Here is a 15560-nt window from a genome sequence, read left to right on the forward strand (position 1 = left end):
CCTAACGTCATAATAAGGTGTACACTACAAAGACTATGATTAGTAGAAGGAATAATACTCCAACACTCTTCCAACCCAAACTAGTCAATATATTATAATGATTTTCTTTCTCTTTTGCCTTTCTCTGGCTTCTCATTTTATCTTCCCTAGTATCATGACTCATATGGTTCCTCCTCATAACAAAGAAGTTATGCTTCTTCTATCATGTAATTCCCATTAAGGTCAGGTTGTAAAACAAAATAAGCATAGACGAGCTATTGTTAAATAAAGCCAATATAAAAATAACCCCCCTGAAATGGGAAGTTATTTTAAGTAATATGAACACTGAACTTAAACAGAGCTATCACCTTACTAAAAGAAAGTAGTCTTAGGATACGGTAAGCTTGGACTTCAAGGCTTATGCTAATCCAACTTCTCCTTAGGCTTCTCCTGGTGCTTTCTATTCTTAACCTCGGTGAAAACGTTATCCGAGGTATCAGATTGAGCACTCGACGTATCGTTTTGTGGTTTATACTGCCGTGATTCAATTAACGATTTGAGCATTTGAATATCCTCTTTCGTCGCATAATCCTTATTAGGCTTCAGCATATACCCTAACTGGCCATTGGGTTCGATGGTCGCCCATTGCAAATTAGAAAAATGCTTAATGTTCTGCTGTCGCATACGAACTTCAAGCATATCGACCGTTAAGCGCAATTTCTTTAAGTTGGCTTCATTAATCTGGCCGTTTTCGACGACCAGAAGTGACTTTCCGTAGATGAGGTTTTCCAAAGTATCTGATCTCAGAACTACATACTCAATCGATAGAAGAGTCAATACCATGAGAAAGGTTATCACCATGGTAATCCAGATGTTCCGGTCGCCAACCGGCTGAATAATCAAGGATCCAACCGCAATCATCATGACCGTCTGGGCTACCGTAAGCTGGGAAATGGATTTTCGACCGGCTAGACGTAAAATAAGGACCCCGCCAACTACCACGACAACGGCTTTCCATATGAAGTTAAAATCCATAAGCCTCTACCTCCTTGACCATCCATTTGACTTTTTGGTTTTTTCCACAATTTCTAGCGTTTTCCCTGGCGGAATACGATATAATCTGCCCTTAAGGCCGTAAATTTTTTGAGAAGGCCATAGGCCGTGATGTCCTGAAAAAAGATAACTGACTAAACAGGCCACAAAAAAGAACTCCAGTCCCTTCCCGTCAAACATCTCCATCGCTAAAAGGAATGCGGCCAAAGGGGTGTTGGCTCCTGCACAAAAGACCGAAATTAATCCTAAGGCTGCCAGAAAAGACAGGGGCAGATCAACAAAGGCATGCAAGGCATTGCCCAGTGTGGCACCAATGAAAAATAAAGGAAGTGCTTCCCCTCCAACAAATCCGCTGCCTAAAGTTACCGCCGTGAATACCAGCTTTGCCAGGAAGGCGAAGGGAGGAACGTCTTCCTGAAAAGATTGTTCAAGCATCTGTAATCCCCGGCCGTTATAATCTTGGGATCCCACGACGAGAGTAAGTCCTACAACGATCAATCCTCCTACGAAGGCTCGTTTTATATGGTTTTTATTAAAAAGTTTCTCAGATATATTCTGGATGCCGTGCCTCAGCTGACAGTAGCTTACGCTGACCAAGCTGAATAGGACAGCTAATAGAATCACTTTCATAAAAGCAATCATCGATCCTTCAGGCACGCTCTGGATGATGAATGTTTCATGCTCGTGTCCCCAGGCTGCCGTCGTTACATAATGCCCTACGAAGCTTGCCGTCAGACAAGGAACAAATGCTGCCAATTTCAATTTTCCTATGGCCGTCATTTCCATGCCAAATACAGCACCGGTGATGGGTGCCCCGAAGGCAGATCCAAATCCGGCGCTTATTCCGCTCATCAGCAGCGTTTTTCTATCCAGTTTATTTATTTTAAAGAATTTATTGACGGCGGCCGCCACACTGCCGCCCATCTGGATGGCTGCACCTTCCCTGCCCGTTGATCCACCAAACAGAACGGTTATAAAGGTACCGAAATAGACGATTCCTCCCATCCGCTTCGGCACTTCTTTTTTTCCATGAACAGAATCAATCACCAGATTATTTAATTCCGCCGTGTCATTTACGGTGTTATTCAGAAAAACCTTGCCGTAATTCATATACACATATCCTATGAGAGCTCCTCCAAGGGGGAGGAAGTAGATGAGCCAATCTCTTTTTAACCTGACCTCATCTCCAAGAAAATCGTTCACTTCTAGAAGGAAAGTGGTTGCCGAGCCTACGATAAAACCAATTATGCTCCCAAAGAAGATCCATAAGCCCAGAATTGAAAAGAAGTTCTTATACTTTAGAAGCATCCATGAATCACCTCATTTGCATCTAGTGGGAATGTTGGTTCTAGTTTTGCCTAATGGGATAGAATTATGAAATTATGGGTGACTCTGGTTCAGGAATTACGAATCAGTTCACCTGATTTTTAACACTTCGTTTTAAAGGATAAGTGTTTTGGAAGGAATTAGGTTAAATTACCTTGCTATACGATGTAAGTAGTTATACAATGTAATTAACAATATTTGGAGGTAACGCAATGGACAGAGAGCTGATGAAAGGGAGCATTGAAATCTTGCTGCTTTCGATTCTGGCGCAGGCGGACTGCTATGGCTATGAAATGACCAAGAAGCTCAGGGCACTGAGTGAGGATGCCTACCATATGAAGGAGGGGACCTTGTATCCGGCTTTGAAACGACTGGAGAAAAAGGAATGTGTGACCTCTTATTGGTGCACGGAATCTGCTGGTGGGCGGAGGAAGTATTATTCCATTACCGAAACTGGACGTATGGTATTGGCGGGAAAGCTTAAGGACTGGAAACAAATCAATTCATTAATCCAACATACAGCGGGGGAATTCAGATGAAGGAGATTGAGCAGTATGTAGAGGAAATTACAAAGGATTTGCCTGATGCGGAGAAGGAAGAGTTGAGGGAAGAGATGGTCGGCCACTTACACGAACATGTGAAGGAGCTTCTTATAGAAGGATATAGGGAAGAGGAGGCGGTGTGTCTCGCGATTGACTCATTCGGTGATGGGGGCAAGCTGAATCAGGAGTTCAAGCGGTCTTTCTTTCCAACGTATAAACTGGTTCGTTTCGCTTGGGCTGTCATGTGGACGGTTGTAGGGATTTGTTCGATTTCATACGTTGCTATGGAATATTACCACCCGGAGTTTGATAATGGGCTGAACTTGTTCAACTCTTGGACGCTCTTGTTTTATGTCGCGTCACTAGCTGGGGCTGGTGAATTGATGCATGATGCTTTGCAAGGTGACATCAAAAGGAAGTGGAAGTGGGTGTTGAACCCTTGGCTGTTCTTGATGGTGCCGCCGTTGATCATCAGCGGGGTGCAATTGTCGATGCTGTTCATTCAGCCTGAGCAGTATCAGGATGGTCGATGGCTGGATTTATTCGGCTTTGCGCAAGCTGCATTGATGTATGTGACAGCAAGGCAGCTCTTCACCCACCTTTTTTTGAATGGAAACATAGCGAAAAGGAATGTAGTGAAGTAAGTTACACGTGGATAACCAGACTATGAAAATTTACTACCGTTTACATTCATAGTCTTATAGTAAGTAGAAAATGGAGATATAAATATGTGGATACTTTTCGGGATTTTAGCGATAGCAGCAACTTTAATAAAAGGTCCTGATCTTTGATTACGGTAGCGTTCATCGCTTTTTAGAAAACGAAATGGAGGAAGTGGGGTGCGATGGTGGAGGTAAGGTTAGAAAAAGCAACGGTTCCAGATGCACAGAGTATTTTTGATATCCAAGTTGAAGCATTCATGCCGCTTCTAGATAAGTATAAAGATCATGACACTAACCCAGCGAATGAAACGGTCGAAAGAGTGATCAGCAGAATAAACAACCCCGATGGCGCTTTTTATAAGATTGTAGCTGATCAAAAACTTGTAGGTGCTATCTGCATTCTATGGAAGGAAGACGTACATTTTTGGATCAGCCCGATGTTCATTTTACCTTCATATCAAGGAAGAGGCGTCGCTCAGAAAGCTATCACGTTAGTCGAAGAACGTTACCCACAAGCAACCACGTGGGAGCTAGCTACAATCATAGAAGAAAGAAATTGTTATTTATATGAAAAAATGGGTTATGACAAAACAGGGGTCAGCAAGAAGCTGAACGATCATGCAACTCTTATTTTTTATAAAAAGACATGTTCATGAAGCATGTAGGTTTGACAGTAACGATACAGGGAGTGGTGTATGATTATGAACAGAACTTTGAGATTATGTGCCGGGTTGCTGTTGATTTGGACACTTGCAGGGTGTATTGGTGAAGATTATGATGTCGGCGTGCCAAAGGCTATTTTACATATAGATGCTCACATACTTAGTCGAGACGTGCCATTGACGGAAGCGAATGTAAGTTGGGACTCATCGAGTGGCAAAGTAGAAGAAACGATTGATGATATCGAGGAATATGCATCAACACAAGATGAAATCGAAATTTTCCCGGGCCAAGATGTTACGTTAAGGTTCGAAGAGAATGAAGAAAATGGTGGAGATATTTGGACCGACCCAACCATCAAGGCTAACCTATGGACGAATGGTGAAAAAACCGAGATCGATTTGGATGAGGATCGGGAATTCTTGTTGCCGACCGAGGAAGGGAACTATATTCTAGAAGCTACGTTTAAGGATGACGAGAACACAGCTCAATATGTAGCGAATATTGTGATTGCAGATGATACAGATACTTCTAGCTAAGCTGATGAATCAGAATAGAAGGAGGCTTCCATATGCAGAAAAAGTTCAGCATGTGGTCAATACTATTGAGTGTTTTAGGTGCGATAACTTTCTATACGTCATACGCCATTGCACCTGTAAATCCTGAAGGTATGATCGTGCTTATTTTACAAGTGCTATTTTTCACGTCGATCATTGCAGCCGTGCTAAGCATTCTATTCAGTTTATGGGGATTTATTAGAAAGGAGAAAGGGTTTTTAAAGCTTGTAGGACCGATTGTCATTGTATTCGTTCTTTTAGACTTCTACTTATAATGAACGGGGGCTTATCCATAATAGGATGAGTCTTTTTTATAGCTGCTGGATCATGATAGTAATTCCACTTCAAATGGGTTTCCTTTTAGAAAAGAGAGAAAATTCGTTTATTTCCATGTTTTAGTATGTTAAATTAGTATAAGCCTTTAGTCGTGCATAGAGGGAAAGAGGTGTATAAATGGAGGGTTTTGAGACGGTTTGGCTTGATGATAAAAGTGCCCATGGAATAGTGAAAGTCCAAGATTGTAGGTTTGAATTTATTTACCACCCGATCGTATTTGATGAAAGGATAGGAGAATTCATAGTCATTAATAATCTATGGTACACGACTTACCACGGGGCAAGAGAATACTTCCGATCTTCCACAAACGCGTATTCTGCTGGAAAGATGAAAATACATAATGAAGGAACGCTTTCTCAGAATATCTCCATATCGACTCTGGGAGTGTAGGCGAAGGATTTTTGAAATATGATGAAATGAAGGGACACTACCAAACAGAGGAGGGATTGGATGAAAGAACAATTGTTAGCCTATGGATCCTCACAGGTTCCGTGGGTGTTCGTCATATTGGGGATAGTCGTGTTCATTGCCGGATTAGGTAGCATGGGACTATTGAAGAACAAGGGTTCTGAAATGCCGCGTGAGAAGGTGGAGCGTTTGCGATATCTTTCTTGGGGCGGGATTGCAATCGGCATCGTGATCTTCGCTTCCAGTCAATTCTATACGATGAACGAAGCCGCGAAGAATGAACGGATGCTTGCCCAGTGGAGTGATGACCAAGGTCACACGGTTTACAATTATGGTGAGATTGAAGAACGGATGGACGGGGGCACCTTCACCGTCAAGAATAGCTCGATGGATCTTGAAGAAAAAGAAGCGGACCAGACTGTGGTTGGGTGTGACCGGGGTGTATATGCGGAACTGAGTAACGGAGATGTTTGGATTTGTGTAGAGGATTAATAGTTGAAACTGACATAAGGCATATGCAACATAAAAAGATACGGATAGCTGCTTCACAGTGGGGTGAGTATACGTTATCTATCTTAAACTCTACTTTAGGGGGGGGACTGTTCAAAATGGAAATAGAATTTCTCGGAACGGGTGGTGCCATCACGATACCGCGGCCACTTTGTAACTGTAATGTTTGTTCAGAAGCAAGGGATAAAGGGGTTCCGTACAGTAGAATGGGGCCGAGTATATTTGTGCATGGTCCCGATTTATTGATCGATACACCAGAAGAGATCTACAATCAAATCAATCGTTCTACTGTTCATGATGTCAAAGGGGTCATCTACTCTCATTGGCACCCAGACCATGTCATGGGGCGGAGGGTTATTGAATCTTTGAGTGCAGACTGGATTAACGATCCTCCTCAACACAAGAAAATAGATGTGTACATACCGCAACAAGTCGATTTAGATTTCAAAACATTCCTTGGTAGTCGCGATCATTTGGATTTTTTTGAATCGCAAGGATTTGCGAACCTGAATCGATTAACAGATGGTGAGAGTTTAGTTTTAAATGATACAAAGGTTTCGCCGTTCAGGTTGGCGGAGGACTATGTGTATGCTTTCTTGATGGAAAAAGATCATAAAGAAGTGTTGATTGCGATGGATGAGTTGAATGATTGGGTACCGCCTAAAGAGGTGATGGGTGTCGATCTCGCGATATTACCAGTCGTATGATAAGCAAATGGTGAAAGTATAATTTTGAAGCGACTGTTATATAAAATGAAAAGCGTATGGAATCAGATCGGGTCTGATTCCATACGCTTTTTCGTTTTGGTAACTATGAATATTATTGAACAGCAGCCTGTACGTCGATGACGCCGTTTCCATAGTAGAAGGAATCACCTAGGGAAATGGCTGTGTTATTCAATTTCTGTCTGATGTCATCATTCGTCAATCCAGGGTTGTCTGCTAAAATCAAAGCAGCTGCTCCTGCGACGTGCGGGCTTGCCATGGACGTACCGTTGTAGCGATCATAAGCGTTACCTGGTACAGAACTTAGAATATCTACACCTGGAGCCATCACTTCAAGTTCGTCGCCGACACTTGAGAAGGAGGCTCTGTTATTCGCACTGTCTACAGCACCAACTGCCATCGCAGCTGCATATTTTGCAGGGTAACCGATTGTGTTTTTCTTACCTTTAGAACCTTCATTACCTGCAGCGGCTACGACTAATACACCTTGGTTGTCAGCATTGTTTACCGCTTGTTCTAAAGTGGCCGATCCGCGGCTTCCGCCTAGGCTCATGTTAATGATGTCCATGTTATTGCTGATGGCCCACTCGATTCCTTGAGCAATGCCACTGTAAGAACCGCTGCCATCACTACCCAATACTTTCACGGCGTATAATTCAGTAGATGGCGCTACACCTAGCACGCCTAGTGTATTGTTCACGCCTGCAACCGTTCCAGCTACGTGAGTACCGTGACCGTTGCCATCGACTAAGGCATTCGGTTCACCACTTACAAAACTTTCACCGCCAGCTACGTTCAGATCTTCATGCGATCCGTCGATACCAGAGTCAAGTACAGCTACTTTTACACCATTCCCAGTCGTTCCTTGAGCTTGTACATCATCTGCATTAATCTGGGAGATTCCGTAGGGCGTCGTTTGACTCGTTGCCTGTGCAACTTGGTCTTTTTCAACATACGCGACATTAGGGTTATTGGATAGGGCTTTGACGGCTTGCGCCGGAAGCTTCGCATGTACGACATTCATATATTTATATTCATGAAGTACTTTCCCGCCGGCTCCTTTAACGGCATTCTGATTCACTTTAGACTTAAAGCCAATTAAGTACTCTTCAACCTCCGCCTTTTGCTGAGACGCTTTTTCAACGGCAGCTTGGGCTATGTTATTGAATGAAAAGACTAAAGCGAACACCAACATCATCCCGGCTATTTTCCACAAGTGTTTACGCATCAAATTCCTCCTTTAATTTCAATCCAGAGTTATTGATTAATTCTGAATTGTTCTAATACTAAGTTAACACATCTGGAATCGCTCGTGTTTGGGAAACAAGGAGGGGTAAATGGGCGCTAAAAGGGGTGGTGGATGGTCGACTTGGGAAAGTTGAAAAACGGTATTGTTTTTTCATGATCAAAAATAAATTATATGAACATAAATCGTAATCAAATTGCTTGTTTTGAATGAGAAAATCAAAAATGATATATTTTGAAATCATGTCCGCAAAAAGTGAAAAATCTTGTATAGGTCATTTTTGAGGTCGAGCTTATAGATTTTAGGGATTGGAATAAACTATTTCCATAAAGGAGTGGGTAGCGTGGACGTGAATGGAAAAATCATTCAAGGAACCTTCGATCAGGTCAACGACGAATTCGTGTTAAATCAAGTGAAGCATTTTACGACTCAATCGATCCTCAACAAAGATCAATTTGATAAAATCTATGACTACTTGAATAACCATAAAGATGAAGCTGATGATCAGATCCTGACGTTGAATGAACAGATGCTTGTTCGATTGAGTCAGGAGGAATCGAGTCAGTTTATAGAAGACTTAAATCAGATCCGTGACTTGTATCAATGAAATGTTTGATAATGAATGAAAAATGGAGTATGATACAGGACAAGAAACTTGAGGTGAACAACATGCTAACTACTAATTTTAATACCTGTTCACAACTACATCATCATATGAATTAGTCTTGCTATTCGATTTAATCATCGTACATAGGAAGACTATTAATCATGAACCGCATTTGTTTAAGTATTTCACTTAAATCAAGTGCGGTTTTTTTATATTCAAAAATACAGGAGGAATGACGATGAAGAAGATGAATTACCAAAATGTGAAAGGTACGCAGGATTATATCGGGAGCGCAGAGGGAGTGAAACGAAAGGTCAAAAGGACATTGGAAGATGTGTTCATCCAATACGGGTGCAAGCCATTGGAAACGCCTATTTTAAATTATACAGAACTACTGGCATCTAAGTATGCCGGGGGTGCCGAGATTTTAGAAGAAATGTACAAGTTAACGGATAGGGGAGAAAGAGATTTAGCATTACGATACGACCTCACCATTCCTTTTGCAAAAGTCGTGGCGATGAACCCTGATTTACGGATGCCTTTCAAAAGGTATGAAATAGGTAAAGTGTTCAGGGATGGACCTGTTAAAGAAGGGAGGTACCGCGAATTCACCCAATGTGATGTCGATATCGTAGGGGTCCGATCACAAGTAGCAGAGGCTGAGTTGATGAGTATGGCGCTAGAAGCATTCAATAGGCTGAATGTGGATGTGACGATCCAGTACAACAATAGGAAGCTGTTAGTCGGGATGTTGAAGGAATTTGGAGTGGAGGAAGACAAGAGGGATACCGCGATACTCGTCTTAGACAAGCTTGAAAAAGTTGGAGTAGAGGGTGTGATGGCCGAACTCATCGAGAACGGAGTATCCGATTCCAGCCTTGGACATATACGGGCGTTTTTGACGGATGAAGAAAATGCAAGAACCGGTTATTTTGAGTCTTTTGCAGAACAAAATGATCTCGTCGATGAAGGGTTGAAGGAATTGAAAGAACTTGAATCCTATCTGGATACACTAGGTGTCACCAAGCAATGTATGTTCAATCCATTCTTGGCGAGAGGCTTAGAGATTTATACAGGAACCATTTACGAGATATTCATGGCTGATCAATCCATCAAATCAAGCATTGGTAGTGGAGGAAGGTACAATAATGCGATAAGCGGGTTAATCGAAACAGAGGAAGAGTTCCCGACAGTCGGGATTTCATTCGGGTTGGATGTCATCTATGCTGCTATGGGTAAATCTATAAAAATAGAAGAGACTACGGATATAGATTACTATATCATCCCTTTAGGAACGACCAAGGAATCGTTGCGAGTGGCACAAGATCTTCGGTCAAAAGGTCATAAGGTTGAGTTGGAGTTGAGCAACAAAAAATTACGGAAAGCGCTCGATAAAGCCAACAAAGAAAACATACCGAATGTGATCATTATTGGTGAGGAAGAAGTAAGAAATAATGAGCTGAAAATAAAAAATATGGAGTCTGGAATAGAACGAAGTGAGCCGTTTGATTTTGTATAGAATGAATGAGTTCTTCAAGTATGATTTATGATACGCTGATATTGTGATAAATTCCCTTATATTGAAGATAGAGGATTGTAATTGAGGTGACAGGATGAGTATTGAACAAAGACTTTATGATGAAGCGAAAAAACTTATTGAGAAGCGATACCCGAGTGGGTGGGGTGGAGCAGCGGCCATGTACACGACTGATGGATCGATCCTGACAAGTGTGGCTCCTGAAGTGGTCAATGCTTCTACGGAATTATGTATAGAAACAGGAGCGATTTTAGAAGCGCACAAGCATAACACGAAAGTCACTCATTCCATTTGTGTGGTTCGTGATGATGAAAATGATGATTTCAAGGTGTTGACGCCTTGTGGGGTTTGTCAGGAAAGGTTGATCTATTGGGGCCGGCATGTGAAAGTGGCCGTGTCCTCATCTGATGAAAACCAACCGTTGCGTTTTAAGACTTTAGAAGAAGTACAGCCTTACCACTGGTCTAGGGCCTACGATGACGAGGAGTTCTTCAGTGAATGAAATTGAGCCGGCAGTTTGTGCTGGCTTTTTATTTTTCCTATAAAGCTGAGACCTGGAGAATAGACCAGACCTCGTACTTAAGTATGTTCTCGGGAGTCCTCTTTCTTACAATGAACAACCTGTGATAAGCTGATTTTGCATAGAAAGGATGGGGAATATTAACATTTTAAAAAAATATCCTAAAATCCTCATGGTACTTGCATTGGTTATTAGTTTAGGCGTCATAGTCAAAGTGACCGGGACTGAACAAAGAGAAGAGAAATTGACTCTCGAAAACAATTTGAGTCCATGGTTCATTGTAAATGGTAACGATTTAATCGGTGAGGAAAGAAAATTTGGTATTATTGATGATTCATTTGTAAATTTGAAAGAAGAAGGGTTCAGAGCTGATGGTGAATCAAATAAGTATGTGTTTTATTTCTGGGGGGAAGAGGAGGAACTTGTTGGGAACAGATACCGATTGGTCGCTACCAGAGAGAATAGTAACGAAGAAAAAGTCATGTACGAGCAGATGATCTCGAGTAACAATAATTACGAAGAGATCCCGTCGGCTCAAGCCCAAAGCGGTGGAAGAATTGCGTTTGATCAATCAGATGCTGGGACATGGTTGATGGAGGTCTATATAAACGGGAGAGTATTTTCGAGTTTCAGTATAGAGGTGAGGAGCTAGAACAATACTGGCTTTTTAATTCTTACACTACATAACAACATTTCAATAAGAGTAAAGGAGAGAGGCAATGGCACAAGCGGTGATTTTTGATATGGACGGCACACTATTTCAGACCGATCGAATACTTGAGGTGTCCTTGGAAGACACGTTCCATTACCTGAGAGAAAATGATGAATGGGAAGGAGAAACGCCCCTCGAAGAATATCGCAATATCATGGGTGTCCCGTTACCGGAAGTGTGGAAGACGTTGCTTCCGGATCATACACAAGAAGCAAGAACGAGGACGGATGCTTACTTTCTCGATCGGTTGGTTTTAAATATCGAAGCTGGAAAAGGCGCGTTGTATCCGGGTGTCGAGGAAGTGTTCCGCCATCTGAAAGGTGATGGATCTTCTATCTATATCGCGAGTAATGGGCTGAAGAAGTATTTGAGCGCTATTGTAGATTATTACGATTTAGACCAGTGGGTAACGGAGACGTTCAGCATCGAGCAGATTGAGTCGCTGGATAAATCTGATTTAGTCCAGCAAATCGTCGAGAAGCACCAAATAAGTCAAGGTGCGGTGGTTGGTGATCGAATTTCCGATATTCGTGCGGCGAAAGACAACGGGCTTGTTTCGGTCGGCTGTGATTTTGATTTTGCCAAAGAGGAAGAAATGGCTCAAGCGGACTATGTAATCAAGGATTTGTATGAATTGAAATCAGTCATTCAAGCTTACGACCATACGCGATTACGAAATTAGTCGAATGTTGAAAGGAGTAGAGAATTGAAGGTCCTGTATAGAGTGCTATCATCCTTATTTTTAGGCATTTCTTTCCTTTCATTTATTAGTCCCTTCCTATTGTATTGGTTCATCCATGGGGACGATGAACGTTATGTATGGATTATCAGTGGACCCTACCCGTTCAGTCATTTTGGGAGCGGACCTTTTCAGCTGTGGATGGGCATAGGTTTCCTATTGATGAGTTTATTGAGTGCTGTCATTTCTCTGATCTTTTCAAAGCTTCATAAAAAAGCAGAAGGTTATTGAGGGCTGAAGAAGTGCTTGCCCCCACTTCTATATCACTGAAAAAGTATAGGGTTCAGACACTTGTGAAAGGAAGGAGCGATCACAATGGGACTGCTGCTTACCATTGCTTTTTTCTTGATTTTGATGATCGGCGCAATCATTGAAAAGAGAAAGAAAAGTAAAGAAAGAAATTAGGAAAGATACCAACAGTTAGAAGAAAGAATTGAAGAATTAGAACAACAGCAAAGAAACGATAAGAATGAATAAATGTTTATAAGTCATTCGGAATCGTAAGCTTGTGTCCAATAGAAGTCTTTATGCTCCCTTAAAGGTGTACGTGAAACGTTATGAAGTTGAAATCGTACAGTATAATAGAACGCTAAATGTCAAAGGGGTATAAATATGGATGCATTTTTAGGCTTGATCGCCATCATCGTAGGGTTCATCAATGTGAAGTTCCCGACCTTTTTCTGGTACATCACCACAGGTTGGAAATTTCAAGATGCCGAACCGAGTGATATCGCCCTCGGCTTGAACAAATTCATAGGGTATTTCTTGCTGCTGGTTGGAGCGGCTGTACTTTTGGACTTTTTCTTTCCTGGGACATCAAGTTGATCGGAATGTAGGCCGCTTGAAGTTCACGAATGATGCTAGGTTTTTATTGGCCGTTTTTTGTGATAGTAAGTCTCAACTCGAATTTTTTAAGGGGGAATACGAGTGAATCGTAAAATTATCGTAGTACTTTTGTTTTCACTAGCACTTCTTGCAGCTTGTGGCTCTAAAGACTTTTCTTTTTCAGGTGAGACAGACAATTGGTCCGCTACGTTAGACGTCCGTCAAACCAATGCAGGTTATGAAACACAAGACCTGCTGTTGGAATACAAAGGAGAAGATCCTGAATCTGTTGGTGAGTTTTCGTATAGCTTAGATAGTGTTGGCGGTTTCGGAGTGAATGGTGCCACCCTGAATGAGAATGGTTTTGTGAAAGGTGGCAGTGAGGCGAATCCGACAAATGCTCAAGCTACGGAAAATACTGAAGTCGAGGTCACGGTGGAGTGGAATGGGAATACGGAAACCTTCATATTAGAGAGTGATGGATAGGGAGTCAGTCACGATGCTCTCTTTCATGGGGGTTGAAGCTCAACGAAAAAATGTCCCCCTCAGCTCGATTAGTAAAGGAGGGAGTACCTAGGTTATGTTCTATTTCACGACAATGACAGGTACTTGAACATATTTCACAATCTTGTGGCTGACACTTCCGAGAACCAGGGTTTGGAATTTGTTTCGACCACGACTCCCAATCACGACGCAATCATACGCTTGTTTATTGGCATATTCCGTAATCTCAGGAGCTGGTTCCCCGTGTAGGATGATGAGGTCTGTTTGCACACCTTTGTCTTCTACATAAGAGAGAGTATCAGAGAATTTTTCTTTTCGCTTCATTTTTGCTGTATGGAGGTCGCCATATTGTAGAACATCATCTTTTGAAGAAGTGCCATTCACTACATAAATCAGATCAAGCGTCACGTGATCCTTGTAGGGAGCGACCATTTTCAATACTTGGTCGATGGCGCGTGATGAGTGTTCGGACCCATCTGTTGCTAACAGGATTTTTTTGAACATGATGCCACTCCTTAATGACCGGAATTTTTTGTTGAGCCGCCTAATCGCTGCAATAAACGTTTGCTTTGCCCGTTCAGGCCGATGTATTTTACAGGGGTGCCTTTCTCTTTGAACTTCGACTCAATATGATCGAGTGCCCCTATTGCGGAATCATCCCATAAGTGAGATTCGTTGAGGTCAATTATGACTTCCTCTAGATCATCGTCAAAATCGATTCCCTCTAAGAATTCCGTGACAGATGCAAAGAATAGTTGCCCTTGTACATAATAAATTTTACGGGTACCTTCATCCATATACTGACCCAATACCCGTACTCTCGATATCTTTACAGCAAAGACAATCATACTTAATAGAACGCCTGTTAACACGCCATAAGCAAGGTTATGTGTGATCACAACAGTCAGGACCGTAATAATCATGATGACTGCATCTGTAATAGGGACTTTATGAATACTGGTGATGGAATGCCAATCAAACGTACCAATGGCCACCATAATCATGACACCGGCAAGGGCAGCCATTGGAATTTCAACTACAATATCGCCGAGGACTATAATTAAAAACATGAGTACAACGCCTGCAACCAAGGGGGATAACCGGGTCAAGCCGCCAGACTTCACATTGATTACGGATTGACCGATCATCGCACAACCCGCCATACCTCCGAAAAAGCCTGTTACAACATTAGCGATTCCTTGTCCTCTGCTTTCTTTGTTTTTATCACTATCTGTATCCGTCATGTCATCAACAATAGAGGCGGTCAATAACGATTCCAGCAAACCAACAATAGTCAAGGCTATAGCATAAGGGAAGATAATCCTCAAGGTTTCTAAATTCAAAGGAATGTCGGGAAGAGCGAAGATGGGAAGGCTCCGTGTTAATTCCCCCATATCTCCCACATTTCTCACGTCGATGTTCATTGTAATCGCAAGGATTGAAACGACAACGATGGCAATTAAGGTAGAAGGGATGGTCTCTGAAATGAAAGGAAACAAATAAATGATGGCAAGCGTGAGTCCGACTAACACGTAAATCATGAACGACTCATTGTGGAAATGCTCCAGTTGAGAAGTGAAAATCAAAATCCCGAGAGCATTCACAAAACCAATCATGACAGAGCGGGGGATGAATTTCATAAACCTAGCTAGACGGAAAAGTCCAAATAGGATTTGTAATAACCCCGTTAGAATGGTAGTGGCCAATAAGTATTGTAAACCGTAATCCGCGACTAATGTAATCATGACTAAAGCCATCGCCCCTGTTGCTCCAGAAATCATCCCAGGACGACCACCTACAAAAGCGATGACAACAGCAATGGAGAAGGAGGCATACAACCCCACCATAGGATCGACTCCTGCGATGATGGAAAAAGCAATCGCTTCAGGAATGAGGGCCAATGCGACGACGATGCCAGATAGAACATCACCCTTCACGTTTGTGAACCATTCTTTTTTGATTGTCGCAACCGTCATCTTGCGGCTCCTTTCTATGTTGGATTTCTCCTAGTGTTTACTCTAAGAAAGCAATCATGCATGGTAAAGGAGCATATCATGAAGCTCACTAATTTATTGTTGTGAAGTGAGGGAGGACTCTTACAATGATAATTTA

22 protein-coding genes are annotated in these 15560 nt (G+C 42.1%); 16 read left to right on the forward strand and 6 right to left on the reverse strand.

The window, feature by feature from the left end; translation table 11 throughout:
• Nucleotides 1-7: 7 nt before the first annotated feature.
• The 3 genes from H0266_RS19765 to H0266_RS14425 form a co-directional block, all read right to left on the reverse strand.
• Nucleotides 8-178 carry a hypothetical protein gene (locus tag H0266_RS19765; RefSeq protein WP_484494483.1) on the reverse strand — a complete coding sequence of 57 codons (171 nt, stop codon included), beginning with the start codon at nucleotides 176-178 and terminating at the stop codon, nucleotides 8-10.
• A gap of 224 nt (nucleotides 179-402) precedes the next feature.
• Entirely contained in the window at nucleotides 403-1014 is a 612-nt protein-coding gene (locus H0266_RS14420) for a DUF421 domain-containing protein (RefSeq protein WP_181473128.1), read from the reverse strand.
• A 6-nt stretch (nucleotides 1015-1020) separates the two neighbouring features.
• The gene (locus H0266_RS14425; RefSeq protein WP_181473129.1) at nucleotides 1021-2340 is read right to left on the reverse strand and encodes a chloride channel protein; all 1320 of its coding nucleotides are present in this window, start codon (nucleotides 2338-2340) and stop codon (nucleotides 1021-1023) included.
• Nucleotides 2341-2570: 230 nt separating this feature from the next.
• Here H0266_RS14425 and H0266_RS14430 point away from each other — a divergent pair, with 230 nt between their 5' ends.
• The 8 genes from H0266_RS14430 (at nucleotide 2571) to H0266_RS14465 (ending at nucleotide 6740) form a co-directional block, all read left to right on the forward strand.
• Nucleotides 2571-2897, forward strand: coding sequence for a PadR family transcriptional regulator (locus H0266_RS14430; protein ID WP_181473130.1), 327 nt, complete (start codon nucleotides 2571-2573; stop codon nucleotides 2895-2897).
• On the forward strand, nucleotides 2894-3544 hold the full coding sequence (locus tag H0266_RS14435) for a permease prefix domain 1-containing protein (RefSeq protein ID WP_181473131.1): 651 nt from the start codon (nucleotides 2894-2896) through the stop codon (nucleotides 3542-3544). Before H0266_RS14430 ends, H0266_RS14435 begins: the two co-directional genes overlap by 4 nt.
• A 203-nt stretch (nucleotides 3545-3747) precedes the next feature.
• Nucleotides 3748-4218 carry a GNAT family N-acetyltransferase gene (locus H0266_RS14440; RefSeq protein WP_181473132.1) on the forward strand — a complete coding sequence of 157 codons (471 nt, stop codon included), beginning with the start codon at nucleotides 3748-3750 and terminating at the stop codon, nucleotides 4216-4218.
• Between the two features lie 45 nt (nucleotides 4219-4263).
• On the forward strand, nucleotides 4264-4761 hold the full coding sequence (locus tag H0266_RS14445; RefSeq protein ID WP_246364033.1) for a hypothetical protein: 498 nt from the start codon (nucleotides 4264-4266) through the stop codon (nucleotides 4759-4761).
• Nucleotides 4762-4793: 32 nt separating this feature from the next.
• Nucleotides 4794-5054, forward strand: coding sequence for a hypothetical protein (locus H0266_RS14450; RefSeq protein WP_181473133.1), 261 nt, complete (start codon nucleotides 4794-4796; stop codon nucleotides 5052-5054).
• Nucleotides 5055-5232: 178 nt separating this feature from the next.
• Complete coding sequence (locus tag H0266_RS14455) at nucleotides 5233-5505, forward strand: hypothetical protein (RefSeq protein WP_181473134.1); 273 nt, start codon at nucleotides 5233-5235, stop codon at nucleotides 5503-5505.
• A gap of 60 nt (nucleotides 5506-5565) precedes the next feature.
• Nucleotides 5566-6015 (forward strand): RpiB/LacA/LacB family sugar-phosphate isomerase, encoded by a 450-nt coding sequence (locus tag H0266_RS14460; protein ID WP_181473135.1) that lies wholly within the window; start codon nucleotides 5566-5568, stop codon nucleotides 6013-6015.
• A 116-nt stretch (nucleotides 6016-6131) separates the two neighbouring features.
• Nucleotides 6132-6740, forward strand: a complete 609-nt coding sequence (locus H0266_RS14465) for an MBL fold metallo-hydrolase (RefSeq protein WP_181473136.1) — start codon at nucleotides 6132-6134, stop codon at nucleotides 6738-6740.
• A 112-nt stretch (nucleotides 6741-6852) separates the two neighbouring features.
• Here the strand turns inward: H0266_RS14465 and H0266_RS14470 are convergent, their stop codons facing one another.
• Entirely contained in the window at nucleotides 6853-7989 is a 1137-nt protein-coding gene (locus tag H0266_RS14470) for a S8 family peptidase (protein WP_425484313.1), read from the reverse strand.
• 358 nt (nucleotides 7990-8347) lie between these two features.
• Between H0266_RS14470 and H0266_RS14475 the strand changes: the two genes are divergently transcribed.
• From H0266_RS14475 to H0266_RS14510, 8 genes are all read left to right on the forward strand, one after another.
• A complete protein-coding gene (locus H0266_RS14475) occupies nucleotides 8348-8611 on the forward strand; it encodes a hypothetical protein (protein ID WP_220127283.1) in 264 nt (87 codons plus the stop codon).
• Between the two features lie 238 nt (nucleotides 8612-8849).
• The gene (locus H0266_RS14480; RefSeq protein WP_281374343.1) at nucleotides 8850-10130 is read left to right on the forward strand and encodes a histidine--tRNA ligase; all 1281 of its coding nucleotides are present in this window, start codon (nucleotides 8850-8852) and stop codon (nucleotides 10128-10130) included.
• Nucleotides 10131-10224: 94 nt separating this feature from the next.
• On the forward strand, nucleotides 10225-10650 hold the full coding sequence (locus H0266_RS14485) for a cytidine deaminase (protein ID WP_181473138.1): 426 nt from the start codon (nucleotides 10225-10227) through the stop codon (nucleotides 10648-10650).
• 190 nt (nucleotides 10651-10840) lie between these two features.
• Nucleotides 10841-11320: a hypothetical protein gene (locus H0266_RS14490; RefSeq protein WP_181473139.1), complete on the forward strand. Its 480-nt coding sequence runs from the start codon at nucleotides 10841-10843 to the stop codon at nucleotides 11318-11320.
• Nucleotides 11321-11387: 67 nt separating this feature from the next.
• Nucleotides 11388-12062, forward strand: coding sequence for an HAD family hydrolase (locus H0266_RS14495; protein WP_181473140.1), 675 nt, complete (start codon nucleotides 11388-11390; stop codon nucleotides 12060-12062).
• Nucleotides 12063-12086: 24 nt separating this feature from the next.
• Nucleotides 12087-12350 (forward strand): hypothetical protein, encoded by a 264-nt coding sequence (locus tag H0266_RS14500; RefSeq protein ID WP_220127284.1) that lies wholly within the window; start codon nucleotides 12087-12089, stop codon nucleotides 12348-12350.
• Nucleotides 12351-12731: 381 nt separating this feature from the next.
• Complete coding sequence (locus H0266_RS14505) at nucleotides 12732-12944, forward strand: DUF6199 family natural product biosynthesis protein (protein WP_181473141.1); 213 nt, start codon at nucleotides 12732-12734, stop codon at nucleotides 12942-12944.
• 102 nt (nucleotides 12945-13046) lie between these two features.
• A complete protein-coding gene (locus H0266_RS14510) occupies nucleotides 13047-13430 on the forward strand; it encodes a hypothetical protein (RefSeq protein ID WP_181473142.1) in 384 nt (127 codons plus the stop codon).
• A 99-nt stretch (nucleotides 13431-13529) separates the two neighbouring features.
• Here H0266_RS14510 and H0266_RS14515 read toward each other — a convergent pair whose 3' ends face one another.
• Nucleotides 13530-13952, reverse strand: coding sequence for a universal stress protein (locus H0266_RS14515; RefSeq protein WP_181473143.1), 423 nt, complete (start codon nucleotides 13950-13952; stop codon nucleotides 13530-13532).
• Nucleotides 13953-13963: 11 nt separating this feature from the next.
• On the reverse strand, nucleotides 13964-15424 hold the full coding sequence (locus tag H0266_RS14520; protein ID WP_181473144.1) for a SulP family inorganic anion transporter: 1461 nt from the start codon (nucleotides 15422-15424) through the stop codon (nucleotides 13964-13966).
• Nucleotides 15425-15560: the final 136 nt, after the last annotated feature.

Source organism: Halobacillus locisalis (assembly GCF_013694105.1).
In the GTDB taxonomy this organism is placed as follows: Bacteria; Bacillota; Bacilli; order Bacillales; family Halobacillaceae; genus Halobacillus; species Halobacillus locisalis.